Source organism: Burkholderia sp. MSMB617WGS (genome assembly GCF_001532025.2).
Classification (GTDB): Bacteria; Pseudomonadota; Gammaproteobacteria; order Burkholderiales; family Burkholderiaceae; genus Burkholderia; species Burkholderia savannae.
Window position 1 is genome coordinate 1712067 of sequence record NZ_CP013457.1, and the last position, 24920, is coordinate 1736986.

The window sequence follows — 24920 nt, forward strand, 5'->3', positions numbered from 1 at the left end:
GGCGAAGCGTCGCCGGCGGCGCCCGAGCGTCGCGCCGCTCGACGATATGACGAACGATCAATCCGGATTCGACGATAAGCATTTGCGTATTGAGCAATAGTCGATGCGTGCATTCATCGGAATGATCTGTAATATTTCGTAATGCTGTTCGAAAGGTGGCAATGGCGAGCCGTATCATGTCGCCGAATGAATGTTTTCGCCGCGCAAATCAGTTTGTCGAGTTGCCTTGGTTGATTCGGAATCCTACTGATTGCCGATCGGCCCTTGGCGTGGACGGGCGGCGGCATTCGTTCATTGCCGCATCGCGGGCGAGGCCGGAGGAGCGGCGGCGCATGCGTGCGGACAGCAGTCGTGGGGCAGTGGTACTCGAGCAGTTCGGCGGTTCGATTTGTTTGAGTTTCGACTTTATTCAAACCAAATGAGGAACGACGAAATGACGTCAAGAAAATGGGCCAACCCTCGCGCTTCGCAAGCGAAGCGTGCGATTTGCGCGGCGACGTTTTGCGCCGCGACCACGCTGACGGCGCACGCCGCCGCGCCGGCGTGGGTCGATACGCAGACCCGCGCGTATCCGGCATTCCCGCAGCAGGCGTCGGCGGCGACGTTTGCGGCCGGCAAGGCGATCGACGCGGCGCCCGGCGAGCCGGTGCGGGTGGTCGTCAGTCTCAATCTCAACGACGAAGCGAGGCTCGATCGCTTTCTGCGCGATCTGCATACGCCCGGCAACGCCGCGTACGGCCGGCATCTGACGCCCGCCGAATTCGCCGCGCAGTACGCGCCGACGCAACAGCAGGTCGCGCTCGTCGAAGCGCATCTGCGCCGGTCCGGATTTCGCGACATCCAGGTGTCGCCGAACCGGCTGCTGATCTCGGCGACGGGCACCGCGGCCGCGGTCAAGACGGCGTTCAACACGCGGTTGAAGAGCTTCACGCTCGAAGGCCGGCGCGTGCACGCGAACCAGGACACGGCGCAGGTGCCGGCCGCGCTCGGCAGCATCGTCGGCGCGGTGCTCGGGCTCGACAGCGCGACGCTCGCGCACACGTACAACCGCCGGGCGGCCGTGACGGGCGCCGTCGGCGGCGCGAAGGCGTCGCTTGCGGCGCGCGCGAGCGACGCGACCGCGAACGCGGCCGCGAGCGGCACGCCGGTGCTGACGGGCCACGATCCGCTCGAATTCTCGCAAATCTACCGCGCGGGCTCGACGCCGACGGCGTCGCAGACGACGGTCGGCGTCATCATGGCGGGCGACGCGGCGCCCGTGCTGCGGGATCTCGGCACCTTCGCGGCGAAAGCGGGGCTCGCGCGCGTGGCCGCGAGCGTCACGCGCACCGGGCCGCCCGGCAGCGACTACAGCGACAACTCGGGCCTGAGCGAGTGGGACATGGACAGCCAGGCGATCGTCGGCGCGGCGGGCGGGCAGGTGAAGGGGATCGTGTTCTACGCGGCGCCGTCGATGTTGCTGACCGACATCACCGAAGCATATAACCGGGCCGTCATCGACAACGTCGCGAAGGTCATCAACGTGTCGCTCGGCGTGTGCGAGGCGGATGCGCGCGCCGCCGGCACGCAGGCGGCCGACGACCGGATCTTCAAGAGCGCGGTCGCGCAGGGGCAGACCTTCGCCGTCGCGGCGGGCGACGCCGGCGCGTACGAGTGCAGCGTGAGCCGCGTTTCCGGCGGGCAGGGCGTGCCGGCGCGATCGAACTATTCGGTGAGCGAGCCCGCGACGTCGCCGTACGTCGTCGCGGTCGGCGGCACGACGCTGTCGACCGACAAATCGACGGGCGCCTACGCCGGTGAAGCCGCGTGGAACGAGGGGCTGCAGCCGATCGGCGTGTACGATCCGTACGGCAGTTACGATTCGACGCAGCGCCTGTGGGCGACGGGCGGCGGCTACAGCAAGAACGAAGCGGTGCCGGCGTGGCAGCGCAGCGTGCTCGGCACGTCGGCGAGGACGCGCGCGGTGCCGGACGTCGCGTTCGAGGCGGACGGCCGCAGCGGCGCGCACGTCTACGTGAACGGGCAGATCGAGCAGTGGGGCGGCACGAGCCTCGCCGCGCCGATCTTCACGGGGATCTGGGCGCGCTTGCAATCCGACAATGGCAACCGGCTCGGCTTTCCGCTCGCGAGCCTTTATCGCTACGTTCCGTCCAACGGCACGCTGGTGCACGACGTGACGTCCGGCAACAACGGCTCGGGCGGCTACGGCTACAAGGCGGGCACCGGCTGGGACCCGGTGACGGGCTTCGGCAGCTTCGACATCGGGAACCTCGCCGCATTCGTCAAGAAGACGGCGGATTTCGCGCGATAGGGCCCGGCGCGCCGCTTCGGCGCGCGGGCCGCGGCGGCGCGGGCGGCGGGAGCCGCGCCCGGCTTTTGCGCGCCGTTTCGCATCGCCGCGCCCCGCTCGGCGTCGCGCTATGCTCGTGCGGGCGCCGTGCGCGAGCGGCGCTCCACTCGTCGAACGACAAAGGATCGATCGTGACAAAAAGAAAAGGATTCGCCGTGGCCGCGTTGTGCGCGTTCGCGTTGATCGGGCGCGCGGCCGCGCAAACGCTGCCGTTGCCCGACGGCCTGATCGACCTCGGCAGCGGCGCCGGCGAGCACATGCTGGCCGAGAGCGGCGCGCGCAGCGCATACGTGCCGCTCGGCAGTCACTTCGTCACGCAGAAAACCGAGAGCTATTGCGGCGTCGCGTCGCTCGTGATGGTGCTGAACGCGCTGCGCGTGCCGGCGCCCGCCGCCGCGCAATATCCGCCGTTCCACTACTTCACGCAGGACAACGTGCTCAACGACGCGACCGAGAAGATCCGTCCGCAGGCGCAGATCGAGCAGCACGGGATGACGCTCGATCAACTGGGGGCGCTCGCGAACGCGCTCGGCGCGCGCGGCGACGTGCGCCATGCGTCCGATGCGTCGGTCGATGCGTTTCGCGCGGACGCGGTCGCGCATCTCGGCCGCCCGGGGCGCTACGTGCTCGTCAACTACCTGCGCAGCCGCCTCGGCCAGCAAACGGGCGGCCACATCTCGCCGCTTGGCGCGTACGACGCCGCGGCCGACCGCTTTCTGATCCTCGACGTGTCCCGTTACAAATACCCGCCTGTCTGGGTGAGGGCGGCCGATCTGTACGCGGCGATGAACACGCCCGATGCGGACAACGGCGGCCGCAGTCGCGGCTACGTGCTCATCGGCGGGGCGACGGCGGGGCGTTGATGCGTGCGGCGGCGACGTGCCGGCCCGCAGGGTGGGCGTACCCGTCGTCCGACAGGCGCGAGGCCGCACGACGCGGGCGGCGCCGGCGCAAGATTGCGGCGAGTCGGTCGGCCCGCCGCCCGTGCGTCGTTTGCGTCGGGGAGCGGGAACCCGGCATTCGGTGCGCCAAATGCCTGAACGCCTGAACGCCTGAACGCCTGAACGCCCGAACGCCCGAACGCCCAATGCCCAATGCCTGCACTCAAACGCCCGTACACCGCCCCGACGAAAAGCGACAGACCGGCCAAGCCCCTGCCGGCAAGGCGTCCCGACCTGCCCGGCGCGTCGAAACCGCGCGCTAGAGCCCCATTGCGAGCGGGTTGCGCCACATCCGCTGGCCGTCACGGTAGAATAGCGGCAACCTGTTGGATAAGCCCTTGCGGCTGAAGCGCGGCGCAGCCGCGATTCGGGTCGCGATGCGCTACGGATTCCCGGCAAGTTCGGCGATTTGTCTGCTTTTTCGCCTTTCTGCCGGGATTTTTGCAAGTGCGCCGGAATCGTCCCGTCCCTGCGAAGGTTTATCCGACAGGTTGTGCAATGCGTGTCCCGCTTTTTGCAGGCGGCCGCGCTCCGAGCCCGTTGCACGATCGAGCATTTTTTTCACACTTAGGGGCTTGTATGACTAACGCAGCAAACGTCGCAAAGGATCAGGCGTATGTAATTCCGTTCGAGCAGTTGCGAATGACCGATGTCGAAATCGTCGGCGGCAAGAATGCGTCGCTGGGCGAGATGATCAGTCAACTGGCTGAGGCAGGCGTACGCGTGCCCACCGGTTTCGCAACGACCGCGCTCGCATTTCGCGACTTCCTCCAGCACAACAAGCTCACGGAGCGCATCGCGCAACGTCTCGAGTCGCTCGACGTCGACGACGTGAAGGCACTCGCCGAAGCCGGCGCCGAGATCCGCCGATGGATCGTCGACGCGCCGATGCAGTCGCGCCTCGAACAGGAGATCCGTGCGCAGTTCGAGATCCTGAAGAACGGCTCGCCGGGCGAGCTGTCGTTTGCCGTGCGCTCGTCCGCGACCGCGGAAGACCTGCCGGACGCATCGTTCGCGGGCCAGCAGGAGTCGTATCTGAACGTCGTCGGCATCGAAGACGTGCTCGACCGCATGAAACACGTGTTCGCGTCGCTCTACAACGACCGCGCGATCTCGTACCGCGTGCACAAGGGCTTCACGCACGCCGAAGTCGCGCTGTCGGCCGGCGTGCAGCGCATGGTCCGCTCGGACGTCGGCGCGGCCGGCGTGATGTTTACGATCGACACCGAATCGGGCTTCAAGGAAGCCGTGTTCATCACCGCGAGCTACGGCCTCGGCGAGACCGTCGTGCAGGGCGCGGTGAACCCGGACGAGTTCTACGTGTTCAAGACGACGCTCGCGCAGGACAAGTACCCGATCATCCGCCGCTCGATCGGCTCGAAGCTGATCAAGATGGAGTTCACGCAGCCGGGCGAGCCGGGCCGCGTGAAGACGGTCGACGTGCCGCACGAGCAGCGCAACCGCTACTCGATCACCGACGAGGACGTGATCGAGCTCGCGAAGTACGCGGTCATCATCGAGAAGCACTACCAGCGCCCGATGGACATCGAGTGGGGCAAGGACGGCCGCGACGGCAAGATCTTCATCCTGCAGGCGCGCCCGGAGACGGTGAAGAGCCAGGCCCACGGCAAGGTCGAGCAGCGCTTCAAGCTGAAGGGCCAGTCGCAGGTGCTCGCGACGGGCCGCGCGATCGGCCAGAAGATCGGCGCGGGCCCCGTGCGCGTGATCCACGATCCGTCCGAGATGGAGCGCGTGCAGCCGGGCGACGTGCTCGTCGCCGACATGACCGACCCGAACTGGGAGCCGGTGATGAAGCGCGCGTCCGCGATCGTCACGAACCGCGGCGGCCGCACCTGCCACGCGGCGATCATCGCGCGCGAGCTCGGCGTGCCGGCGGTGGTCGGCTGCGGCGACGCGACCGACGTGCTGAAGGACGGCTCGCTCGTCACCGTGTCGTGCGCGGAGGGCGACGAAGGCAAGATCTACGACGGCCTGCTCGAGACCGAAGTGTCCGAGGTGCAGCGCGGCGAACTGCCGCCCGTGCCGGTCAAGATCATGATGAACGTCGGCAACCCGCAGCTCGCATTCGACTTCTCGCAGCTGCCGAACGCGGGCGTCGGCCTCGCGCGCCTCGAGTTCATCATCAACAACAACATCGGCGTGCACCCGAAGGCGATCCTCGAGTATCCGAACGTCGACGCCGACCTGAAGAAGGCGGTCGAAAGCGTCGCGCGCGGCCACGCGTCGCCGCGCGCGTTCTACGTCGACAAGCTGACGGAAGGCATCGCGACGATCGCGGCGGCGTTCTATCCGAAGCCCGTGATCGTGCGCCTGTCCGACTTCAAGTCGAACGAGTACAAGAAGCTGATCGGCGGCTCGCGCTACGAGCCGGACGAGGAAAACCCGATGCTCGGCTTCCGCGGCGCGTCGCGCTACATCGCCGAGGATTTCGCGCAGGCGTTCGAGATGGAGTGCATCGCGCTCAAGCGCGTGCGCGACGAGATGGGCCTCGCGAACGTCGAGATCATGGTGCCGTTCGTGCGCACCGTGAAGCAGGCGGAGCGCGTCGTCGGCCTGCTCGAGAAGTTCGGCCTGAAGCGCGGCGACAACGGCCTGCGCCTCATCATGATGTGCGAAGTGCCGTCGAACGCGATCCTCGCCGAAGAGTTCCTGCAGCACTTCGACGGCTTCTCGATCGGCTCGAACGACCTGACGCAGCTGACGCTCGGCCTCGACCGCGACTCGGGCATGGAACTGCTCGCCGTCGACTTCGACGAGCGCGATCCGGCCGTGAAGTTCATGTTGAAGCGCGCGATCGACACCTGCCGCAAGCTCGGCAAGTATGTCGGCATCTGCGGCCAGGGCCCGTCCGATCACCCGGATTTCGCGAAGTGGCTCGCCGACGAAGGCATCGCGTCGATTTCGCTGAACCCGGACACGGTCATCGACACGTGGCAGGCGCTCGCCGCCAAGCAATAACCGGCAGCGGTGATCGTTCGTCCGGGCGGCGGTCGTCGGATCGCCGTTTGAATGAAGGCAAATTGAAAGGTTCGTGCTATAAACACCCCGGTAACGCCGGGGTGTTTTTCTTTGTGCAACGGGAGGGGCGATGGTGTCAGGGCAGTTTTTCTGGTGGATCGGCGTCGGGGTGTTCGTCATCGCGGAACTGCTGACGGGAACGTTCTACCTGCTGATGATCGCGCTCGGCTTCCTCGCGGGCGGCCTCGTGCATCTCGCGGGCGCGCCCGTCGCGTGGCAGTTCGCCGCCGCCGCGCTCGTCGCGATCGTCGCCGTGATCGTGCTCCGGCGCTCGGGGCTCGGCCGCAAGCAGAAGCGCGACGCGTCCGCGAATCCCGACATCAACATCGACATCGGCGCGACGATCACGGTCAGGCACTGGCATGATCACCGCGCCCGCGTGCAGTATCGCGGCGCGCAATGGGACGTCGAGCTCGCCGCCGGCGAGCGCGAGGACGCGCATCTGTACGAAGTGCGCGCGGTGCGCGGCAATTGCCTCATCGTCGCCGCGAAGCCGTCGGCCTGACCGCACGCGTGCTCGCGCGTTCGGCTTTCACATTTCAACCAGGAGGACCAGCTTCATGGATTCGTTGATCGTCTGGGCGGTGCTGCTCGTCATCGCTTTCGTGATCGTGTCGCAGACGGTGAAGATCGTGCCGCAGCAGCACGCGTGGGTGCTCGAGCGGTTCGGCCGCTATCACGCGACGCTGTCGCCGGGCCTGAACATCGTGCTGCCGTTCGTCGACCGGATCGCCTACCGGCACGTGCTGAAGGAAATCCCGCTCGACGTGCCGAGCCAGATCTGCATCACGCGCGACAACACGCAACTGCAGGTGGACGGCGTGCTGTACTTCCAGGTCACCGATCCGATGAAGGCGTCGTACGGGGCGAGCAACTTCGTGCTCGCGATCACGCAGCTCGCGCAGACCACGCTGCGCTCGGTGATCGGCAAGCTCGAGCTCGACAAGACGTTCGAGGAGCGCGACTTCATCAATCACAGCATCGTGTCGGCGCTCGACGAGGCGGCGTCGAATTGGGGCGTGAAGGTGCTGCGCTACGAGATCAAGGATCTGACGCCGCCGAAGGAGATCCTGCATGCGATGCAGGCGCAGATCACCGCGGAGCGCGAGAAGCGCGCGCTGATCGCCGCGTCCGAAGGGCGCAAGCAGGAGCAGATCAACCTCGCGTCGGGCGCGCGCGAGGCGGCGATCCAGAAATCGGAGGGCGAGAGGCAGGCGGCGATCAACCAGGCGCAGGGCGAGGCGGCCGCGATTCTCGCCGTGGCCGAGGCGAACGCGCAGGCGATCCAGAAGATCGCGCAGGCGATCCAGTCGCAGGGCGGGATGGACGCGGTGAACCTGAAGGTCGCCGAGCAGTACGTCGGCGCGTTCGGCAATCTCGCGAAGGCGGGCAACACGCTGATCGTGCCGTCGAACCTGTCGGACCTGAGCACGGCGATCGCGTCGGCGCTCGCGATCGTGAACCGCGGTGCGCCGGGCGCGGCAGGCTCGGGCGCGAGCAAGGGCTGAGCGCCGCCGTCGGCGGGATGAAGAAAAGGCCCGCTTTTTCGAGTCGATCGAAGCGGGCCTTTTCGATGTCGGCGCATCGCGCGGCGGATGAAGTGCGCCGCGGGCGGGCGCGCGGCGTGCGGCAAAGCGTCGCGCGTTACGCGGCCGAGCGCATGATCCGCGCTTTTTCGCGTTCCCAGTCGCGTTTCTTTTCGGTTTCGCGCTTGTCGTGCAGTTTCTTGCCCTTGGCGAGGCCGATCTCGCATTTGACGCGGCCGCCTTTGTAGTGGAAGTTCAGCGGCACGAGCGTATAGCCGCGCTGCTCGACCTTGCCGATCAGTTTCTTGATCTCGTCGCGATGCAGCAGCAGCTTGCGGGTGCGGACCGGGTCAGGCTTGATGTGGGTCGAGGCCTCGGGCAGCGGGCTGATGTGCGTGCCGATCAGGAAGATCTCCGCGTTCTTCACGACGACGTAGCCTTCCTTGATCTGGCCGCGCCCGGCGCGCAGCGCCTTGACCTCCCACCCCTCGAGCACGAGCCCCGCTTCGTAGCGCTCTTCGATGTGGTAATCGAAAAACGCTTTTCTGTTGTCGATGATGCTCATGAAGGGAAATGGCCAACTCGTTTAAAATCACAATTTTAGCAAAGCGGGGCGGCGTTGGCCCGGCTTGCTCGTTTACCTTAGCGATGCCGCGCGATTTATGGCAGATGTCCAGAAAACCGTATTGATCCGCCATTCGGCGGAACAGATGTTCGACCTCGTCACCGACGTGGCCGACTACCCGAACTTCCTGCCGTGGTGCGGCGGCGTCGAGATTCGCCGTCGCGACGAAACCGGCATGGAGGCGCGGATCGACATCAACTTCAAGGGCATCAAGCAGCATTTCGCGACCCGCAACACGCAGGAGCGCCCGACCCGGATCGACATGGAGTTCGCCGACGGGCCGTTTCGCAAGTTCACCGGCTACTGGCGCTTCACGCCGCTGCGCGCGGACGCGTGCAAGATCGAATTCGCGCTGCATTACGAGTTCTCGAGCATCATCCTCGAGAAGATCATCGGGCCCGTGTTCACGCACATCGCGAGTACGTTCGTCGAATCGTTCGTGAAGCGCGCCGACCAGCGCTACGGCAAGGGGTGATGCAGATGCCGAAGGTCCAGGTCTGCTACGCGCTGCCCGAGCAACAGACGCTCGTCGCCGTCGATGTGCCGGCGGGCGCGACCGTGCGCGACGCGATCGACGCGAGCGGCGTGCTCGCGCGCCATCCGGACATCGATCTCGCGACGCTGAAGACGGGCATCCTCGGCAAGCTCGCGCCGCTCGACGCGCCCGTGGCCGATGGCGACCGCGTCGAGATCTACCGGCCGCTCATCGTCGATCCGAAGGTCGCGCGGCAGCGCCGCGTCGACAAGACCCGCCGCGAAGGCTCGATCGAAGGCCGCAAGTGGCTGCCGAAGGATTCGCGCTGAGCGGCGGCGCGCGGCGTGGGCGATTCGCCTGACGAAATTTCGCGGCGGCCCATGCGCGCGCTTTCCGGGCCGACGCCGGGCGAAGCTTCCGAAGAGAAATCCGAACAGACATATCCGAAGAAATATTCGGAGAAGCGTCCGGCGGAGGCCGGGCTCAATGCGCGCCGAGGTTCGCGTTGAGCGGATCGTCGGCCGCGCGCTTGCCGTCGCCGTGGCGGCGCACCGATCCGTAAACGCCCGCGAGCAGCAGCGCGAGCGCCGCGATCTCGAGCGCGCGCGGCAGGCGATGATCGAAAACGAAGCCGTACAGCAGCGCGAAGACGGTTTCGAACACGATCAACTGGCCCGACAGCGTGAGCGGCAGCCGCTTCGACGCCGCGTTCCACAGCCCGTTGCCGAGCCACGACGCGCCGATCGCGAGGCCGAGATTCAGCAGCCAGAACAACTGCCAGCGCGATGCGGGCAGCGCGGGCTGCAGCGCGCCGGCCGGCAGCGCGACGATGCCGATCCAGCACAGCCCGCCGATCAGGCCGGTGACGACGCCCCACAGCACCGACCATTCGTTGCCGTCGAAATGATGGTGGCGTTGCAGGTAGCGGGCGTTCGCGACCGCGTACCATGTCCAGCTCGCGAGCGCGCCCGCCGCGCACGCGATGCCGGCGAGCTTTTGCGAGAGCGTCGTCGCGTGCGCGGCTTCGGACGTGAACAGGTCGACGTTGATGCACGCGATGCCGGCCACGACGAGCGCGAGCGGGCCCGCGAGCCGCTTGAGCGGCACCGCGCCGTGGTCGCCGAGGCCGGCGAGCGTGACGGTGACGGGCAGCACGCCGACGATCAGCGAGCTGGGCGCGATGCCGATCAGATGCACGGCGCTCGACAACAACATGTAATAGGCGACGTTGCCGACGAGCGCGAGCTTGACGAGCGCGACGAGATCGTCGCGCGTCAAGCGCGCGGCGAGCGAGCGGGCGGCGGGCAGCGCGGCCGCGAGCGACACGAGGCCGTACATCGCATAGCGGCCCACGCTCAGCAGCAGCGGCGAAAAGTCGGTCAGAAGCCGCGGCACGAGAAACACCATCCCCCACAAGGCGCCTGCCAACACGCCATACACCACACCGCGCTGCATCGAATTCTCCGGCCATTTCACTGACGAGCGCGCATCTTAGCGAAGCGAGGCGGTGTCTGTCTTGTTCATTCCTGCACTCGGTCGGAGCGGCGTGGGCGTGGAGCGCGCCGGCTCGGCGGCTCGGTGTTGAGGCGGATCGCCGGCAATTGCGCGTGCCGCGTCGGCGGCGCGGCCTCATCGCTCGACGGCGGCGAGCGAAGTTTTGGCGCGCCTGTCGCCGTGTTTGCGCGTGACGCGCGGACGGACGTTGCGGCGCATGCCGCCCGTGGCTGCCCGTGGCTATTCGTCGGTCGAGCCGGCCGCGCGCCCCGCGCCGCCGCGTGCCGCGCCGTTTCGCGCGGGGCGGCGGACGGCTCGCATTTTCCCGCTGTTGCCGCCGCCGCAGAAGAAGCGCTCGCCGCCGTCGGATTCGAGCCCCGACACGCCCACGCCAGCCGGCATCTCGAGCGCTTCCAGCACGTCGCCCGTTCGCGGATCGATGCGGCGCAGCTCGCTCTCGTCGTTCTCCCACGTGCCGTGCCAGAGCTCGCCGTCGACCCACGTGACGCCGGTGACGAAGCGGTTCGATTCGATCGTCCGAAGAATCGCGCCCGTGTCGGGATCGATCTGATGAATCTTGCGATCGCGGTACTGGCCGACCCAGAGCGTGCCTTCCGCCCATGCGAGCCCGGAATCGCCGCCGCCGCCGGGCGCGGGGATCGTCGCCAGCACGCGCCCCGTGTCCGGATCGATCTTGTGGATGCGATCCTCCGCGATCTGATACAGGTGCCGGCCGTCGAACGCCGTGCCCGCGTGCGCGGCGACACCGATCGAGCGCAGCGTCGCCCCGCTCGCCGGGTCGAGCGCGTTCAGTTTGTCGCCGGACGCGAACCATACGCGATGGCCGTCGTACGTGAGCCCGTGCACGCTGTCGACGCCTGCGAACGGGCCATATTCCCGAATGATTTCGGCTGCGGATCGTTTCATGTCTTCGCCTCCCGGTCGATCGATGGCGCCATCCTAATCGCCCGGCAGCGCGGCCGGGAGTAACAAGGCCGTCGCGAATCCGGGCGCGGGCGGGGTGGTCCAGCGACGCGCGCGCCCGCGGCCGAACGACTGCGCCTTGCCTGCCGTCGCGAGCGCGTCGAGCGAGCGCTGCACGGTGCGCTGGCTCGCGCCGAGCGCGAGCGCGAGCGCCGAGCTCGACCACGACTCGCCGTCGGCGAGCAGGGCGAGCACCGCCGCGTGCGCGTCCTCGACCGGGCGCGCGAGCACGGCCACGTCGCGCGCGCGGCGCGGCGTCAGCGCGAATCCTCGCTTCGTCGCATGAATGTCGGCGAGCGCGCCGAGCATCGCGCGCAGCCGTCCGATTTCGACGCGCAGGCGCGCGCGATGCGTTTCGTCCGTGCGTTTCGCGCGGAACGCGCGGGCGACGAGCGCGTCCCGCGGCACGTCGCCCGGCCAGGCCTCGCCGAGCGCGCGCGCCAGCGCGAACAGCACGGGACGTCTCGCGAGCGAGACCGTCGCGCGCGCATCGCGCACGACGTGGCGGCACGCGTCGACGACGAGCGATTGCGATGCGCGCCACGCTTCGACGTCGTCGAGCCGCAGCGCGCGTTCTTCGCCGCGCGCGATGAGGCGCGCCGCGGGCGCGTCGAGCACGCGCAACGCGTGCTCGACCTCGGCCGTCAGCGCGGGAATGCCGGCCTCGCGCGCGGCGCGCCCGGCGTCGGCGAGCGCCGCGCGCGCGGTCTTCGTTCTGATCCGCCGCAGCGCGATCCCCGCGACGATCAGCGCGTGCGTGGCTTGCAAGGCGGGCGGCAAGGCGGCCGGATCAAGCGCGGCGAGCGTGCGCTCGGCTTCGTCGAGGCGGCCGATTAGCAACAGGCGCCGGACTTCGAGATAGCGCGCATGCGCGGCGTTCGCGCGGTCGCCGTGCGCCTCCAGCGTCGTGCGCGCGGCTTCGAGCGCCTTCTCGGGCCAACCGAGCTCGCGCGACGCGAGCGCGATCTCGGCTTCGGCGACGACGCATCGCGCGCGGGCGACGGCTTCCTTCGCGCCGAACGCGCGGGCCGCGCTTCGCACGAGCGCCTTCGCCCGCGCGAAATCGCCGAGCTGGGCCATCGCGATGCCGCGCAGCGCGAGCGCGGGCGCGTCGTCGCGCAACGCGACGCGGTTCAGCGCGCCGAGCGGATCACCCGCCGCGAGCGCGCGCGCCGCGGCCGTGATCAGCGAGTCCATCGGAATCCCGCCACACTTGTCACTCCCACCGTTCGAAGCCCGCGACTAATCTACCACCACGATCACGCAACCCGCGCGCCGGTTCGCGAATCGGGCGAGCTGCGCGCGACACGAAAAAGGAGGGACGATCGATGGCGACTCACACGATTGGGACGCGCGACGAATGGCTCGCCGCGCGGCTCGAACTGCTCGATGCGGAAAAGGCGCACACGCGGCGCGGCGACGAACTCGCGCGGCTGCGCCGGGCGCTGCCCTGGGTGCGCGTCGACAAGGCGTATCGATTCGAGACCGACGAAGGACGCGCGTCGCTCGCGGAGCTGTTTCGCGGCCGCTCGCAACTGCTCGTCTACCACTTCATGTTCGGGCCCGACTACACGGCCGGATGCCCGTCGTGCTCGGCGATCGCGGACGGCTTCGACGGCTTCGTCGTTCACCTCGCGCATCACGACGTCACGCTGTCGGCGGTGTCGCGCGCGCCGCTCGCGAAGCTGCAGGCGTACCGCAAGCGCATGGGATGGACGTTTCCGTGGGCGTCGTCGCTCGACAGCGACTTCAACTACGACTTCAACGTGTCGTTCACGCAAGCGCAGCAGCGCGACGGGACCGTCGAATACAACTATCGGCGCGGCGGCCATGCGATGGACGCGACGCCCGCGCCTGCGCCCGTCGCCGAATTCGCGGCCACCTGCGGGACCGATGCGCGCACGTACGCGCGCGATCGGCCCGGGATGAGCGCGTTCGTGCTCGAGGACGGCGTCGTCTATCACACGTATTCGACGTACGCGCGCGGGCTGGACGGCCTCTGGGGCATGTACCAGTGGCTCGATCGCGCGCCGAAGGGACGCAACGAAACGGGTGTCTGGTGGCGTCGCCATGACGAGTACGGCGAGCGCTGAGGGCGCGCGCGGTCGCCGCCTGCGCGACACCGGGCGCGGCGTCGCGCGGCACGCCGCCTTCGGGCGCGCGGCGCCGGGCGTGCTCGGCGGCGCGTCGGCGCTGCTTGGGGGCGCCGTCGCGGCGGCCGCGATCGCGTGGCTCGCGTCGATGCCCGCGACGGGCGACGCGCCGATGGCGGGCGGCAGGACGATGTCGGCGATCGGCGCGCGAGTGTGCGGACGGACATGGGCGGGCGGTGCGGCGTCGTTCGTCGGCATCTGGGCCGCGATGATGGCGGCGATGATGTTGCCGTCGTTCGCGCCGATGCTCGTGCGCTGCGCGCGCTCGGTCGGCTGCGTGGGCGGGATTCGGGCCCGGCTGCGGGCTGGGCTGCGGGCGGTGTCGGTCGCGGCGGGATATGGGTTCGTGTGGATCGCGGTCGGCATCGCCGTCTATGTGCTCGGCGCGGCGCTGGCGGCGGTCGAGATGCACGTGCCGGCGCTGGCGCGCGCCGCGCCGGTCGCGCGCGGCGTGGTCGTCGCGTGCGCGGGCGCGCTTCAGTTCACTGCGTGGAAGGCGCGCCATCTCGCATGCTGCCGTGAGGCGCCGCGCCGCTGCCGCGCGTTGCCCGCGAGCGCCGGCGCGGCCTGGCGGCACGGCGTGCATTTCGGCCTTCGCTGCTGTTGCTGCAGCGCGGGCCTCACGGCGAGCCTCGTCGTCCTGGGGATCATGGACCCGCCGACGATGGCGGCCGTGACGGCCGCGATCACGGCCGAGCGCCTCGCGCCGGCTGGTGAGCGTGTCGCGCGGGGCGTCGGGTGTGTCGGCGTCGCGGCGGGCATGATCCTGATCGCGCGAGCGGCCGGGCTCGGGTGACGCCGCAAGCGACGCGCGCGGCATCCGGCGCGGCGGGCAAGGCGCTCGCGCCGCGCTCTGCCGTCGGAGCAAATGTGGGGCACGCGCGGGGTGCTCCGGCCCGAGCGGCCGTGTATGAGCGACGGAGTCTGCGAAAGCTGCAAGGACTGCGACGGCCATGGGCTGACAGAGCCGTTTGGCCGGGCGATGGCGTGGCAGTGGTTCGCTTCGGCGTGGACGAGGGCGCGACATGGGTGCAACAGGACACGACTAGGGTACGGACAAGGGCGGGGTACGACAGGGGCGCGTCGCCCGCCCCGCCCGACTTGCGTGCCGCTTTTCGCGCGCTTATCCGTCCTGTCGCCTAGCGCCGCCGCCGCAAGCGTCGCACAGGGCGCACACGGCGCGCGTGGCACGCCGGCTTCGCCCCGCGCGAACCCGCGCCCGCCGGGCCAAAACGAAACCGGATCGAAAGCGACTCGAACCGGGAGCCGAACGATTCGGGGCTCCGAACGACCGAAAGCGGCCGAAAACGGCTAAGCCGTTGTTCGTGTTGTGAAAATTAACCGGGCATCGCGTATAATTCGCTTTTGCGCCCATAGGATTTGCCATGCGTCTGATCCAAAAAGCACTCACGTTCGATGACGTGCTCCTCGTCCCGGCGTTCTCCGACGTTCTGCCGCGCGACACCAGCCTCAAGACCCAACTGACCCGCAACATCTCCCTGAACATGCCGCTCGTGTCCGCCGCGATGGACACGGTCACCGAAGGTCGCCTGGCGATCGCGATGGCGCAGCAAGGCGGCGTCGGCATCGTTCACAAGAACCTCACCCCCGTCGAGCAGGCCCGCGAAGTCGCGAAGGTCAAGCGTTTCGAATCGGGCGTCGTGCGCGATCCGATCACCGTTCCGCCGAGCATGAAGGTGCGCGACGTGATCGCGCTGTCGCGCCAGCATGGCATCTCGGGCTTTCCGGTCGTCGAAGGTCCGAAGCTCGTCGGCATCGTCACGAATCGCGACCTGCGCTTCGAAACCCGCCTCGAGGAGCCGGTCAAGTCGATCATGACGCCGCGCGAGCGCCTCGTGACCGTCGCCGAAGGCACGCCGCTCGCCGAGGCGAAGGCGCTGATGCACAGCCACCGCCTCGAGCGCGTGCTCGTCGTCAACGATGCATTCGAGCTGCGCGGCCTGATGACGGTCAAGGACATCACGAAGCAGACCGAGCACCCGGAAGCGTGCAAGGACGAGCACGGCAAGCTGCGCGTGGGTGCGGCGGTCGGCGTCGGTGCGGACAACGAGGAGCGCGTCGAGCTGCTCGTGCAGGCGGGCGTCGACGTGATCGTCGTCGATACGGCGCACGGCCACAGCAAGGGCGTGCTCGAGCGCGTGCGCTGGGTCAAGCAGAACTTCCCGAAGGTCGAGGTGATCGGCGGCAACATCGCAACCGCCGCCGCCGCGAAGGCGCTCGTCGAATACGGCGCGGACGCGGTGAAGGTCGGCATCGGCCCGGGCTCGATCTGCACGACGCGGATCGTCGCGGGCGTCGGCGTGCCGCAGATCAGCGCGATCGCGAACGTGTCGGACGCGCTGCGCGGCACGGGCGTGCCCTGCGTCGCCGACGGCGGCATCCGCTTCTCGGGCGACGTGTCGAAGGCGCTCGCCGCCGGCGCGAACGCCGTGATGATGGGCAGCATGTTCGCCGGCACCGAAGAATCGCCGGGCGACGTGTTCCTGTATCAGGGCCGCCAGTACAAGTCGTACCGCGGCATGGGCTCCGTCGGCGCGATGAAGGACGGCGCGGCGGACCGCTACTTCCAGGACAATTCCGCGAACATCGACAAGCTCGTGCCGGAAGGCATCGAAGGTCGCGTCGCATACAAGGGCTCGGTCAACGCGATCATCTTCCAGTTGATCGGCGGCGTGCGCGCGAGCATGGGCTACTGCGGCTGCAAGACGATCGCGGAGCTGCACGACAAGGCCGAGTTCGTCCAGATCACCGCGGCCGGCATGCGCGAATCGCACGTGCACGACGTGCAGATCACGAAGGAAGCCCCCAACTATCACGTGGACTGATTGCCGATGAAACCGTTGCTGCGCGCCGTTCTCCTCATCGATGCCGCCTTGCTCGCCGCCTTCGGCGTGCTGTTCGTGCTGACTCCGTGGAAGGCGCTGTACGACGCGCTGCAACTCGTCACGGTCGATCCCGCGATGATCGGCCAGGCGTTCGGCATCGCGCTTCTCGGGCTTGCGTGGCTGTCCGTGCACGCGGCCTTCAACGGCGACCTGACCGCGGGCGTCGCGCGCGCGGTCGGGCACGTGAACTGGCTGACGGGCGTCGTGATGCTCGTGTGGCTGCTCGCGATCCGCTCGCCGCAGTTGTCGTCGTTCGGTCAATTCGTGTCGGTGGTCACGGCAGCGGTGCTGCTCGTGATCGGCCTGGGCGGCGTGCGGCTCGCGGCCGCGGTGCGCAGGCGCGAAAAGACGCAGGCGATCGAGGCGCGCGTCGCGTCGAAACGCGCTGCGGAGCCGGCCGTGACGGCGCCCGCCGCCGCGCGGATCGAGCCGAGCGTGTCGCGCGCAGGCGAGCCGACCGGTGCGGCGGGCGCCGCATCGGCAACGAGCGCGAGCGCGGCGCAGGCCGCGAACGCAGGCGAGACGATCGCGGCGCCGGCCGAGCGCAAGGGCGCCCCGACGAGCGATCTCGGCGACGCGGCGCGGCCGCCGTCGCAACCGTGAGCGGCCCGGTCTCCCCGACTGTCAGGCCGCCGCGCATCGCCGCGGCGCGACCGCCCGGATACGTATTCGATGCAGCGCCTCGTGCGCTGCTTTTGTTATTCCATTGTTCTTTTTCCCGTCCGCTGCCATGCACGACAAAATCCTGATTCTCGACTTCGGTTCGCAAGTCACCCAACTGATCGCGCGGCGCGTCCGCGAAGCGCACGTCTACTGCGAGATCCATCCGAACGACGTCTCCGACGACTTCGTCCGCGAATTCGCACCGAAAGGCGTGATTCTGTCCGGCAGCCACGCGAGCACCTACGAGGACCAACAACTGCGCGCGCCGCAGGCGGTGTGGGATCTCGGCGTGCCCGTGCTCGGCATTTGCTACGGGATGCAGACGATGGCCGTGCAACTGGGCGGCAAGGTCGAATGGAGTGACCATCGCGAGTTCGGCTATGCGGAAGTGCGCGCGCACGGTCACACGCGACTGCTCGACGGCATCCAGGATTTCGCGACCCCGGAAGGCCACGGGATGCTGAAGGTGTGGATGAGCCACGGCGACAAGGTTGCCGAGCTGCCGCCGGGCTTCGCGCTGATGGCGTCGACGCCGAGCTGCCCGATCGCCGGCATGGCCGACGAGTCGCGCGGCTACTACGCGGTGCAGTTCCATCCGGAAGTCACGCACACGGTGCAGGGCCGCAAGCTGCTCGAGCGCTTCGTGCTCGACATCGCAGGCGCCGCGCCCGACTGGATCATGCGCGACCACATCGAAGAGGCGGTCGCGCTGATTCGCGAGCAGGTCGGCGACGAAGAAGTGATTCTCGGCCTGTCGGGCGGCGTGGATTCGAGCGTCGCGGCGGCGCTGATTCACCGCGCGATCGGCGATCAGCTGACCTGCGTGTTCGTCGATCACGGCCTGTTGCGCCTGAACGAAGGCAAGATGGTGCTCGACATGTTCGAGGGCCGCCTGCATGCGAAGGTCGTGCACGTCGACGCGTCCGAGCAGTTCCTCGGCCATCTCGCGGGCGTCGCCGATCCGGAGCAGAAGCGCAAGATCATCGGCCGCGAGTTCGTCGAGGTGTTCCAGGCCGAGGCGAAGAAGCTGACGAACGCGAAGTGGCTCGCGCAAGGGACGATCTATCCGGACGTGATCGAATCGGGCGGCGCGAAGACGAAAAAAGCGACGACGATCAAGAGTCACCATAATGTCGGCGGTCTGCCGGAGACGCTCGGCCTGAAGCTGCTCGAGCCGCTGCGCGATCTGTTCAAGGACGAGGTGCGCGAGCTCGGCGTCGCGCTCGGCCTGCCGGCAGAGATGGTGTATCGCCATCCGTTCCCGGGCCCGGGCCTCGGCGTGCGGATTCTCGGCGAGGTGAGGCGCGACTACGCGGAGCTGCTGCGCCGTGCGGACGCGATCTTCATCGAAGAGCTTCGCGGGACGTTGGCGACCGAGCAGGACGCGGCGGCGGGCCTTTGCGAGCCGTCGCAGGTCGGCAAGAGCTGGTACGACCTGACGAGCCAGGCGTTCGCGGTGTTCCTGCCGGTGAAGTCGGTCGGCGTGATGGGCGACGGCCGCACGTACGACTACGTGACCGCGCTGCGCGCGGTGCAGACGACCGATTTCATGACCGCGCACTGGGCGCACCTGCCGTATGCGCTGCTCGGCCGCGCGTCGAACCGGATCATCAACGAAGTGCGCGGGATCAACCGGGTCGTGTACGACGTGTCGGGCAAGCCGCCGGCGACGATCGAGTGGGAGTGAACCCGGTCTTTCGAGAAGCGGCCGTGAGTCGTTGAAGTGCCGGGGCTCGTGCCGCACGACGGCTGTCGGCGGCCATCGCCCGTCGGTATCTTGCGTTGGCCGCAACGTCGAGGAAGGTTTTCGGCGGTCGAAAGCAGCGAGAGACGCCGCGATTGCGGCTGTCGAGAGTTTCGCGGCGATACGACTGGCCGCCGCCGACGCGCTGCAACGTGCGCATGGCTTACGGCGCGCGGCTCATGCGCACGAGCGTCGTTGATCGAAACCGCTTGTGCGCGCTTTTCGGAAACGCTTGTCGACCGAGATCGATCCGGCCGATTGATGAGGCGAGTGTTTTGCAACGAGGCGAAGGCGTCCGGAGCGCCGGCAGCAACCTCCCTGTCAGCGAGTTCGTTCGGTGCAGCCGCGTCTTCGCCATCGCTGACGGAGAAGGCGTGCGCCCCGGCTCGTCTTGCCGACGCTTGTCTCAGAAAACGTACGCCTGTCCGTCTTCCGGAACGAGCAGGCGGTCCGTCATGCCTTTCTCCCTGGAGAATTCGCGCAGCGCTTGTCGCGTCAATGCGGCGTGATTCACCGCTTCCATGTGACTCGCGATCAACGTGGCCTGCGGCGCCGCGCGGTGGACTTCGTAGACGTCTTCCTTGCCCATGATGATTGCACCGAGGCCGACGACTTGTGCGTCTCCGCTATTCACGATGACGACGTCCGGTCGGAAGCGCTTCAGGTTCTGTTCCACGTGCTTGTTCCAGACTGTGTCGCCGGCCAGGTAAAGCGTCTTTTCGTCGGCGTGCCTGAACACGACGCCGCAGACTTCGCCCAGCAGCTCGCCGATCGCGTGAATCGCATCGTCCGTGCCGTGTTGCCCGGGCGTCTTGACGAGCGTCACGCCGTTGTATTGGGTGCGATGCGTCAGCAGGCGGACGTCCATGAATCCGGACGCCTTCACGAGGCGGGCGTCGCGTTCGTGCTGGACGAAGACCGGCAGGCTCTTCGGCACGACGGACTTCGCCGTTTCGTCCCAATGGTCCGGATGCGTGTGGGTGACGATCACGGCGTCGACGTCGAGGATCGCGTCCATGGCGATCGGCAGTTCGACGGTCGGCCATTTCAGGTGGCCGTTCACGGTGCCCTCGAGCCCGGGGTAGGTGCCCTTGGAAGCAAGCATCGGATCGACGAGAAACCTCGTGCCGGCATATTCGATCAGGACCGTCGCATTGCGTACTTGCCGGAATTTCACGGGGCACTCCTTTTGTCGTTTTTCATTGCGTACCGATCGGTACAAAACCAGGATAAAGATGCGCGCGTGCCAGGCATGCGCGTGTTCAGCGGAGATTCGAGAGGAGCGGCAGCAAAGACTCGTTCAGTCGCTCGATGCGAAATATCAACGGGCTTGCGGATTGCGGCATCAGAACAATGTCGGCGTGCCGTTTGCCGCGGCGACCGAGCGATGGCGGCTTCCACGACTTCGCTCAGTCTGCGGTGCGCGTCAGCGTCGCAGCGCGGCCGGTCAGCGCTAGCAGCACCGCTTCGACAAAAGCCGTCGCATCCGCGCGGCGTTTGGCTGCGAGGCGCTGTTCGCCGAGCGTTCTGAGCGTCGCTCCGCCGAAGTGCTCCATGATGTCCGGCAGGCGGCGCACGCTACCGCGGCTTCCCCAGCCGCCGTCGCCGATTTCGGTCGGGAAGATCCAGGCGCGCGCTCCGATTTCGTCCGCGGGCGTGCCTTCCGCGCGCGCGATGGCGGCGGTGACTTCCTTCACGAGGCTGGCTCGCGCCGCATCCGTGTATTGACCTTCCGGCACCGACGCCACGATTCGAAAAATCGGCGCGGCCGCGGGCGCGCCGGCCCGATAGACTGCCGTGGGCCGATGCACGAATATCCATGCGGCGTCGCGCACCCGCGGATCGTCGGGATCGAGATCCTCGTGACGGATCAAGATGTCCGTCAGCTCGCGCATCAATTGCGCCTCTGCTTGCGGCGCGAGTGCGCCTTCCGGAATATATGCATCGATCATCGGCATCGTGAATTCCTCGAGTGGTTTCAGGGCGGGCCGGCTCGCATGCCGGGCGACGTGGTTCCACTTTAGGAATGGAGGCGATGTATCGGAAGTGGCGAAATCGCCATTCGGCGGGGCAATTCGGACATCGGCTGCGGCGTCGATCATCGCCGCCCACCGATGCTCATCGAGCGAATCGGCGCCGGTATTCGCCCGGCGACACGCCCGTCACACGCTTGAACAGCTGTCTGAAGCCGCTGACGTCCGTGTATCCGACGCGTTCGCATACGGCGTCGATGCCGAGCTTTCTTTGTTCGAGCAGGCGCTTTGCCACTTCGATGCGCAGCGTCTGCAGATACCTGAGCGGCGGCGCGCCGACGGCCTCCTTGAAGCGCCGATTGACGGTCCGCTCGCTGACGGCGAGATGGCGGCTCAAGCGCGTCAGGCTGAACGGCTCGCGCAGATGCCGCTCCATCCAGCGTTGCGCACGCGCGACCACGGCGTCGTCGTGTTCGCGGCTGTCGGCGTGGGCGATGTCGATGAACGAATCCTGCGACACGCGGTTCATGTCGATCAACATGATCTTCGCGGTTGCGGCGGCGAGTTTCGGTGTCCCGAGCTTTTCAACGACGCGCAGCGCGAGGTTCTGATACGACGTGACGGCGCCGCTGCAAAGGATGCCTTCTTGTTCGGTCAGAACTTCCGATGCGCGCAATTCGACTTCAGGGTAGCGCGCGCGAAAGCTCGTCGCTTTCGACCAATGCGTGGTGGCCACGCGTCCGTCGAGCAGGCCCGCTTCGGCGAGCAGGAACGCACCGGTGCAATACGTTGCGATCAGCGTGCCGCGTGCGTGTTGGCGCCTCAATGCGTCGAGAAGCGGCGCCAGCAGGGCCGGGCGGCTCAGGAGCCGCCCGACGTCGGAGACGAACGGTCCTGTCAGCCAGATCGCATCGGCTGCGCTTCTGCCGTCGATTCGCCCGTCGACCTGAGCGATCTGGCCCGAAGCGGTGCGCACCGGATTGCCGTCGATCGAATCGACGCGCCATGTGAACGCGCGTGCGCGTCGCTCGCTCCCGTCTTCCGCGGCGAGATGATTGGCGGCCGTCAGCATGTCGATCGGCGCGGCGATGCCCGATGCGAGACAATGCTCGACCGCCCATATTCGGATGAATGGCATGGTTGGCAAAATTGTCGATGTATCAGGACGATTCTGCCACAGCCATTTGTTGGTATCCGGGGCTATTGCGGTCGCCCGTTCGCCGTATTTTCCGGGGAGGGCTCGCTCGGCATCAGCCTCGCCGTGGCGGCCCAGAACGCGAATGCCGCGGCGCTCGTGGCCGCGCCCAGCATGCACACGCCGCGCCACCCGGCTGCCGCGTAGACGGCCGTCGACGCGATCGCGCCGAGGCCGCTGCCGACCGAATAGAACAGCATGTAGACGGCGACGAGCCGGCTGTGCGCGTCGGGCCGCGCGCGAAAGATCATGCTCTGGTTGGTCACGTGAATCGCCTGTCCGCCGACATCGAGCAGCACGACGCCGAGCGCGAGCGCCCACAGCGACGCGGGCATGAACGCAATCGGCAGCCATGACGCGAGCAGCAGCGCGAGCGCCGCGGCGCTCGTCGGCTGCCCGAAGCCGCGATCGGCCCAGTGTCCGGCGCGCGCGGCGGCGAGCGCGCCCAGCGCGCCGACGAGCCCGAACGCGCCGATCGCGGTGTGCGAAAACGCATACGGCGGCGCGCTCAGCGGCAGCACGAGCGCATTCCAGAAGATGTTGAACGCGGCGAACATCAGGAGGGCGATCGTGCCGCGGATCTGCAACACGCGCTCGTCGCGCAGCAACGTGAAGAGCGACGCGATCAGGCGCGGATAGCCGATGCGCGACGGCGCCGGCGCGACGGCGGGCAGCTTGCGCGCAAGCAGCGCCGCAAGCACGAGCATCGTCGCAGCCGAAAGGAAATAGACGCTGCGCCATCCCGCCGCGTCGCTGACGACGCCCGCCAACACGCGCGCGAGCGGCAGCCCGACGACGACACCGCCTTGCGCCGCGCCGACCACGCGTCCGCGCTCGTGCGCAGCCGCCGCGCTCGCCGCGTACGAAATGAGTCCCTGGGTCATCGCGGTGCCGAGCAGCCCGGCGCCGAGCATGCCGGCGAGCAGGACGGTGGCGGTCGGCGCGAAGGCGACGACGGTCAAGGTCGCCGCGAGCGCGAGCGATTGCGCGAGCATCAGCCGCCGTCGGTCGACGAGGTCGCCGAGCGGAACGAGCAGCAGCAGCGCGAGCGCGCAGCCGATCTGCGTGGCGGTCACGACGCCGCCGATCGCCGCGCGCCCGATCGCGAAATCGGCGGCGAGCGCATCGAGAAGCGGCTGCGCATAGTAGACGTTGGCGACGCTCAGGCCGCTCGCGCAGGCGAACAGCGCGACTGCGCTGCGCGGCAGCGTCGCCGGCGCCGCAGGCGAATCGGCGGCTCGAATCGAACGGGCGGCCGGTGCTGCTGGCGTAGCTTGCATGCGGATGCCTCGCTTGAATGGTTGCAAATTGAAACCATGCGAAGAATAGTTCGTTTGGTTTTGATTTGCAACCGATCGGCAAGAGGTTCGACGGTGTATTGTCGAAACCCTGCCGGGCGTGCGGTGAAAAGAAAGCCGCGTATCGGAGAACTTCGCTTCGAGCGGCATTTCTTCGGCGGCACGTCCGCGCGGGCCGTGCGCGGTGCGCTGTCGAAAGCCTCGTCGAATGCTTGCCGCTTGGCGACGGTGCGCATGCTTGTCCGATCCGGTCTATGCTAAGGAGCCGCCGTCAGCGACGGTCGGCCATCCCGAGGATGATTCGCGAACCCGTCAAGGAGAACCCATGGCTCTTTCGATGTACGACGTTTCGATTCCCGCGTTCATTCGCGGCCTGAACAACCTGTCGGCCGTGCTCGACAAGGGCGACGCGTACGCGCGCTCGCAGGGCGTCGAGCCGGCCGAGTTCGTTCGCGCGCGGCTTCGCGACGACATGTACTCGCTCGACGCGCAGGTTCAGCGGGCGAGCGACACCGCGAAGGGATGCGGCGCGCGGCTCGCGGGGATCGCGGTGCCGTCGTTCGCCGATACCGAGGCGACGTTCGCCGAGCTGCGCGCGCGCATCGGCAAGACGATCGATTTCCTGAAGACGATCCAGCCGGCGCAACTCGACGGCAGCGAAACGCGCGCGATCGAGTTGCCGCTGCGCGACGGCGTGATGACGTTCGACGGCAAGTCGTATCTGCTCGGCTTTGCGCTGCCGAATTTTTATTTCCACACGACGACGGCCTACGACATCCTGCGGCACAAGGGCGTGCCGCTCGGCAAGATGGACTATCTCGGCGGGCGTTGACGCGGGGCCGGCGCGCGCGCCGTCGCCGGTAGCGGCGACAGCGCGCCGGCGCGCCGGCCGTTCGGCGAGTTTGGGATTCGACGACGAGCCTCCGGTGATCGGCCGCGAGCGGAGCCGGCTGTCCTGGCGAATGAAATCGTGTCGGAACGGCGGCGGGAGAATGCCGGGCAGTGGAGTGGCCGGAGACGGCGGCGTAACGGCCGCAGTCGGCGTGTCCGGCCAGAAAAGAGGGGCGAAGCGCCGTGGCTTTTCGAGTGTCGCGTCGGGCGGAGGTGGCGGAGGCGCCGCTTGCCGGGCCGATTCGCGCGGAGCGAAGCGACGCGTCGGCGGGCGAGGCGGCGCGGAATGCGCGACGCGAGGGCAGTCGGCGCTAGCGAAACCTGGCGGCGTGCCGCGGCGGCGAGAAACCCTCGCCTCGTCGACGCTTGCCGATCGACGGCGATGCCGCTATCGGCCGCCGGTTTGGTGCTTGAATCCGCTTCGCTCAGGCCTTTTCGCGACGCCTAAAACCTCACGCCGGTCGCGCACCCGCCCGCAAACCCGCCGTTGCCGCCCGCGCCGCCGCACATCACGCCGCATCCCGACGCGAGTCCGGCTGCGACGAGCGACACCGCAAAAACGAGGGCGCGAACGTGGCGCCGAGTGACGATCGACATTGCTTCGTTGCCCTGAGCGAGCGCAAGGCGCCATGCGCCGCGCGGTTGGAGAGGCCGCAGCAAGAA

General features: G+C 68.0%; 22 protein-coding genes and 1 pseudogene. 14 read left to right on the forward strand and 9 right to left on the reverse strand.

The genetic code is table 11. The features are described from left to right. The first annotated feature begins 161 nt into the window (after positions 1–161). The 3 genes and pseudogenes from WT60_RS33495 to WT60_RS08550 all read left to right on the forward strand — a co-directional run. The gene (locus tag WT60_RS33495) at positions 162–422 is read left to right on the forward strand and encodes a hypothetical protein (protein WP_145986752.1); all 261 of its coding nucleotides are present in this window, start codon (positions 162–164) and stop codon (positions 420–422) included. Then, positions 419–2311 (forward strand): S53 family peptidase, encoded by a 1893-nt coding sequence (locus WT60_RS08545; protein ID WP_038745023.1) that lies wholly within the window; start codon positions 419–421, stop codon positions 2309–2311. Before WT60_RS33495 ends, WT60_RS08545 begins: the two co-directional genes overlap by 4 nt. A 99-nt stretch (positions 2312–2410) precedes the next feature. After that, positions 2411–3213, forward strand: a pseudogene (locus tag WT60_RS08550) (phytochelatin synthase family protein); the annotation flags it as partial. A 460-nt stretch (positions 3214–3673) separates the two neighbouring features. On the opposite strand, the gene WT60_RS34380 reads toward WT60_RS08550, so the two are convergent. Continuing rightward, positions 3674–3856, reverse strand: a complete 183-nt coding sequence (locus tag WT60_RS34380) for a hypothetical protein (RefSeq protein WP_156440113.1) — start codon at positions 3854–3856, stop codon at positions 3674–3676. 14 nt (positions 3857–3870) lie between these two features. Between WT60_RS34380 and ppsA the strand changes: the two genes are divergently transcribed. The 3 genes from ppsA to WT60_RS08570 all read left to right on the forward strand — a co-directional run bounded on the left by ppsA (position 3871) and on the right by WT60_RS08570 (position 7838). Further along, on the forward strand, positions 3871–6270 hold the full coding sequence (gene ppsA / locus WT60_RS08560) for a phosphoenolpyruvate synthase (RefSeq protein WP_038745025.1): 2400 nt from the start codon (positions 3871–3873) through the stop codon (positions 6268–6270). A gap of 130 nt (positions 6271–6400) precedes the next feature. Next, positions 6401–6835 carry an NfeD family protein gene (locus WT60_RS08565; RefSeq protein WP_060355294.1) on the forward strand — a complete coding sequence of 145 codons (435 nt, stop codon included), beginning with the start codon at positions 6401–6403 and terminating at the stop codon, positions 6833–6835. A 55-nt stretch (positions 6836–6890) separates the two neighbouring features. Beyond that, positions 6891–7838, forward strand: coding sequence for an SPFH domain-containing protein (locus tag WT60_RS08570; RefSeq protein ID WP_038745031.1), 948 nt, complete (start codon positions 6891–6893; stop codon positions 7836–7838). A gap of 136 nt (positions 7839–7974) precedes the next feature. Here the strand turns inward: WT60_RS08570 and smpB are convergent, their stop codons facing one another. Continuing rightward, positions 7975–8421 (reverse strand): SsrA-binding protein SmpB, encoded by a 447-nt coding sequence (gene smpB / locus WT60_RS08575; protein ID WP_038745032.1) that lies wholly within the window; start codon positions 8419–8421, stop codon positions 7975–7977. Between the two features lie 97 nt (positions 8422–8518). Between smpB and WT60_RS08580 the strand changes: the two genes are divergently transcribed. Beyond that, entirely contained in the window at positions 8519–8956 is a 438-nt protein-coding gene (locus WT60_RS08580; protein ID WP_038745034.1) for a type II toxin-antitoxin system RatA family toxin, read from the forward strand. A 5-nt stretch (positions 8957–8961) separates the two neighbouring features. Beyond that, positions 8962–9285: an RnfH family protein gene (locus tag WT60_RS08585; RefSeq protein WP_038745123.1), complete on the forward strand. Its 324-nt coding sequence runs from the start codon at positions 8962–8964 to the stop codon at positions 9283–9285. Positions 9286–9439: 154 nt separating this feature from the next. On the opposite strand, the gene WT60_RS08590 is transcribed toward WT60_RS08585, so the two are convergent. The 3 genes from WT60_RS08590 to WT60_RS08600 all read right to left on the reverse strand — a co-directional run bounded on the left by WT60_RS08590 (position 9440) and on the right by WT60_RS08600 (position 12631). Next, positions 9440–10411 (reverse strand): DMT family transporter, encoded by a 972-nt coding sequence (locus WT60_RS08590; protein ID WP_059574584.1) that lies wholly within the window; start codon positions 10409–10411, stop codon positions 9440–9442. Positions 10412–10690: 279 nt separating this feature from the next. After that, entirely contained in the window at positions 10691–11377 is a 687-nt protein-coding gene (locus WT60_RS08595; RefSeq protein ID WP_038745037.1) for a PQQ-binding-like beta-propeller repeat protein, read from the reverse strand. A gap of 33 nt (positions 11378–11410) precedes the next feature. Further along, positions 11411–12631, reverse strand: coding sequence for a hypothetical protein (locus WT60_RS08600; protein ID WP_060355293.1), 1221 nt, complete (start codon positions 12629–12631; stop codon positions 11411–11413). A 131-nt stretch (positions 12632–12762) separates the two neighbouring features. On the opposite strand from WT60_RS08600, the gene WT60_RS08605 reads away from it, so the two are divergent. From WT60_RS08605 to guaA, 5 genes are all read left to right on the forward strand, one after another. Beyond that, complete coding sequence (locus tag WT60_RS08605; protein ID WP_038745042.1) at positions 12763–13527, forward strand: DUF899 domain-containing protein; 765 nt, start codon at positions 12763–12765, stop codon at positions 13525–13527. Next, positions 13505–14383, forward strand: a complete 879-nt coding sequence (locus WT60_RS08610) for a DUF2182 domain-containing protein (RefSeq protein WP_236860866.1) — start codon at positions 13505–13507, stop codon at positions 14381–14383. The genes WT60_RS08605 and WT60_RS08610 overlap by 23 nt, the downstream gene beginning before the upstream one ends. Before the next feature lie 589 nt (positions 14384–14972). Beyond that, a complete protein-coding gene (guaB, locus tag WT60_RS08615; protein WP_038745044.1) occupies positions 14973–16433 on the forward strand; it encodes an IMP dehydrogenase in 1461 nt (486 codons plus the stop codon). Positions 16434–16439: 6 nt separating this feature from the next. Next, positions 16440–17096, forward strand: a complete 657-nt coding sequence (locus WT60_RS08620; protein ID WP_038745131.1) for a hypothetical protein — start codon at positions 16440–16442, stop codon at positions 17094–17096. Positions 17097–17223: 127 nt separating this feature from the next. Continuing rightward, the gene (guaA, locus tag WT60_RS08625; protein ID WP_059574549.1) at positions 17224–18843 is read left to right on the forward strand and encodes a glutamine-hydrolyzing GMP synthase; all 1620 of its coding nucleotides are present in this window, start codon (positions 17224–17226) and stop codon (positions 18841–18843) included. A 463-nt stretch (positions 18844–19306) separates the two neighbouring features. Here the strand turns inward: guaA and WT60_RS08630 are convergent, their stop codons facing one another. From WT60_RS08630 to WT60_RS08645, 4 genes are all read right to left on the reverse strand, one after another. Next, positions 19307–20077: an MBL fold metallo-hydrolase gene (locus WT60_RS08630; RefSeq protein WP_059574551.1), complete on the reverse strand. Its 771-nt coding sequence runs from the start codon at positions 20075–20077 to the stop codon at positions 19307–19309. A gap of 232 nt (positions 20078–20309) precedes the next feature. Next, complete coding sequence (locus WT60_RS08635) at positions 20310–21002, reverse strand: Tautomerase enzyme (protein ID WP_231751978.1); 693 nt, start codon at positions 21000–21002, stop codon at positions 20310–20312. Between the two features lie 16 nt (positions 21003–21018). Then, on the reverse strand, positions 21019–22011 hold the full coding sequence (locus WT60_RS08640) for a helix-turn-helix domain-containing protein (protein WP_060355292.1): 993 nt from the start codon (positions 22009–22011) through the stop codon (positions 21019–21021). Between the two features lie 62 nt (positions 22012–22073). After that, a complete protein-coding gene (locus WT60_RS08645; protein ID WP_082759163.1) occupies positions 22074–23348 on the reverse strand; it encodes an MFS transporter in 1275 nt (424 codons plus the stop codon). A 343-nt stretch (positions 23349–23691) separates the two neighbouring features. On the opposite strand from WT60_RS08645, the gene WT60_RS08650 reads away from it, so the two are divergent. Then, positions 23692–24198: a DUF1993 domain-containing protein gene (locus tag WT60_RS08650; protein WP_038745055.1), complete on the forward strand. Its 507-nt coding sequence runs from the start codon at positions 23692–23694 to the stop codon at positions 24196–24198. Positions 24199–24920: the final 722 nt, after the last annotated feature.

What these genes read in the sequence shown, in the direction of transcription:
- WT60_RS33495 (WP_145986752.1), top strand. Translation starts at nt 162, where the DNA reads ATGGCGAGCCGTATCATGTCGCCGAATGAATGTTTTCGCCGCGCAAAT.
- WT60_RS08545 (WP_038745023.1), top strand. Translation starts at nt 419, where the DNA reads ATGAGGAACGACGAAATGACGTCAAGAAAATGGGCCAACCCTCGCGCT.
- ppsA (WP_038745025.1), top strand. Translation starts at nt 3,871, where the DNA reads ATGACTAACGCAGCAAACGTCGCAAAGGATCAGGCGTATGTAATTCCG.
- WT60_RS08565 (WP_060355294.1), top strand. Translation starts at nt 6,401, where the DNA reads ATGGTGTCAGGGCAGTTTTTCTGGTGGATCGGCGTCGGGGTGTTCGTC.
- WT60_RS08570 (WP_038745031.1), top strand. Translation starts at nt 6,891, where the DNA reads ATGGATTCGTTGATCGTCTGGGCGGTGCTGCTCGTCATCGCTTTCGTG.
- smpB (WP_038745032.1), bottom strand. Translation starts at nt 8,421, where the DNA reads ATGAGCATCATCGACAACAGAAAAGCGTTTTTCGATTACCACATCGAA.
- WT60_RS08580 (WP_038745034.1), top strand. Translation starts at nt 8,519, where the DNA reads ATGGCAGATGTCCAGAAAACCGTATTGATCCGCCATTCGGCGGAACAG.
- WT60_RS08585 (WP_038745123.1), top strand. Translation starts at nt 8,962, where the DNA reads ATGCCGAAGGTCCAGGTCTGCTACGCGCTGCCCGAGCAACAGACGCTC.
- WT60_RS08590 (WP_059574584.1), bottom strand. Translation starts at nt 10,411, where the DNA reads ATGCAGCGCGGTGTGGTGTATGGCGTGTTGGCAGGCGCCTTGTGGGGG.
- WT60_RS08595 (WP_038745037.1), bottom strand. Translation starts at nt 11,377, where the DNA reads ATGAAACGATCCGCAGCCGAAATCATTCGGGAATATGGCCCGTTCGCA.
- WT60_RS08600 (WP_060355293.1), bottom strand. Translation starts at nt 12,631, where the DNA reads ATGGACTCGCTGATCACGGCCGCGGCGCGCGCGCTCGCGGCGGGTGAT.
- WT60_RS08605 (WP_038745042.1), top strand. Translation starts at nt 12,763, where the DNA reads ATGGCGACTCACACGATTGGGACGCGCGACGAATGGCTCGCCGCGCGG.
- WT60_RS08610 (WP_236860866.1), top strand. Translation starts at nt 13,505, where the DNA reads ATGACGAGTACGGCGAGCGCTGAGGGCGCGCGCGGTCGCCGCCTGCGC.
- guaB (WP_038745044.1), top strand. Translation starts at nt 14,973, where the DNA reads ATGCGTCTGATCCAAAAAGCACTCACGTTCGATGACGTGCTCCTCGTC.
- WT60_RS08620 (WP_038745131.1), top strand. Translation starts at nt 16,440, where the DNA reads ATGAAACCGTTGCTGCGCGCCGTTCTCCTCATCGATGCCGCCTTGCTC.
- guaA (WP_059574549.1), top strand. Translation starts at nt 17,224, where the DNA reads ATGCACGACAAAATCCTGATTCTCGACTTCGGTTCGCAAGTCACCCAA.
- WT60_RS08635 (WP_231751978.1), bottom strand. Translation starts at nt 21,002, where the DNA reads ATGATCGACGCCGCAGCCGATGTCCGAATTGCCCCGCCGAATGGCGAT.
- WT60_RS08640 (WP_060355292.1), bottom strand. Translation starts at nt 22,011, where the DNA reads ATGCCATTCATCCGAATATGGGCGGTCGAGCATTGTCTCGCATCGGGC.
- WT60_RS08645 (WP_082759163.1), bottom strand. Translation starts at nt 23,348, where the DNA reads ATGCAAGCTACGCCAGCAGCACCGGCCGCCCGTTCGATTCGAGCCGCC.
- WT60_RS08650 (WP_038745055.1), top strand. Translation starts at nt 23,692, where the DNA reads ATGGCTCTTTCGATGTACGACGTTTCGATTCCCGCGTTCATTCGCGGC.